This is a genomic window from Testudinibacter sp. 'clade 2' (assembly GCF_006227735.1).
Taxonomy (GTDB): domain Bacteria; phylum Pseudomonadota; class Gammaproteobacteria; order Enterobacterales; family Pasteurellaceae; genus Chelonobacter.
Genome location: NZ_VDHB01000166.1, coordinates 1 through 1,033 on the forward strand (window position 1 = coordinate 1; position 1,033 = coordinate 1,033).

At 53.6% G+C, this 1,033-nt stretch carries 1 protein-coding gene; it reads right to left on the reverse strand.

Annotation, left to right across the window (positions count from 1 at the left end):
• Positions 1–1,033: VENN motif pre-toxin domain-containing protein (locus FHQ30_RS11650; protein ID WP_176552771.1), on the reverse strand; the 1,033-nt coding region annotated here is incomplete at both ends.

A 1,033-nucleotide genomic window follows, 5' to 3' on the forward strand; every position in this document is an offset into this window, starting at 1 on the left:
AGCTATGGAATGCCGCACTTAACGTAATCAATTCATTTGCACAAGCGGTTGTCATTCCTCCATAACAGGCGGCTTGTAAATCCATATTACGTTGATTATCCAACTGCCGTAATCCCGTTAATTCCTCACTCTCAGCTTCCGTTAAACCTTCCGTATTTTGCTTCACTAACAACTCGGCTTGCCGTTCAACTTCGTGTTTAAAAAGGTAATTATTCTCCACCGCCCGTTTTCCAATCTCGGCACTCACAACCGCACTTTGGGTGCTGTCGCCGACCAAGGCGCCGCTTAAGCCTGCGGCAATTTGGCTTAGCGCCGAAACCGTTTCTTTTTGCTCTTCGGTCAGTTTATCCGCTGTTGTGCCGTAAAGCTGTTCGGTAATGATTTTTGCCGCTAACTCGCCGCTGGCTGCCCCCACGGCTCCTGCTGCGGCATTGTTGCCGGTGGCGTAGGCTTCGACTGCGCCCAACACGGCGTGTGCCATGATGTTGGCGGTGTCGTTGCCTTCGGTCGCTTGTTTGATTGCCAGATTGGCGTAGGGCGATACCCCGCCCACAACCGCACTTTCGGCACTGCCGGTTGCAATGCCTTGCAATACGCCGGTCACGGCGCGCACCGCCATTTGGATGGCGCCGCCTTTGCCGTATTTTGCTATTGCCTGCTCCGCATTAGCCAGCTGAATTTGTGCCGCCTCTTTCTGTTCGGTGCTGCTGTTGTCGTTGGCAAGAACCCCTTCTGCGTCGGCTTTTTGTTGTTGCGCTTCGTCCAGCTTTGGTTTCAGGCTCAGCACAATGCTGTTGTTGCTGATTTGTCCTATCACCTGTGCCATTTCGGCACGCTCTTGATATTCCGTTTTGTCAAATTCGGTGACTTTTTGGTTGGCGTTATCCGTATCGCGCGAAAGGGCGGTCGGCACGTCGCCGTTTCTTACCTCAAGGTTGATGTTTTGGCTGACCGCACTTTGCGTGGTCGAGCTGTCGTCTTTGCTGACATTGCCCAAGGCACTCATCGCCGCCGCCACGCCCGTCATCGCCAA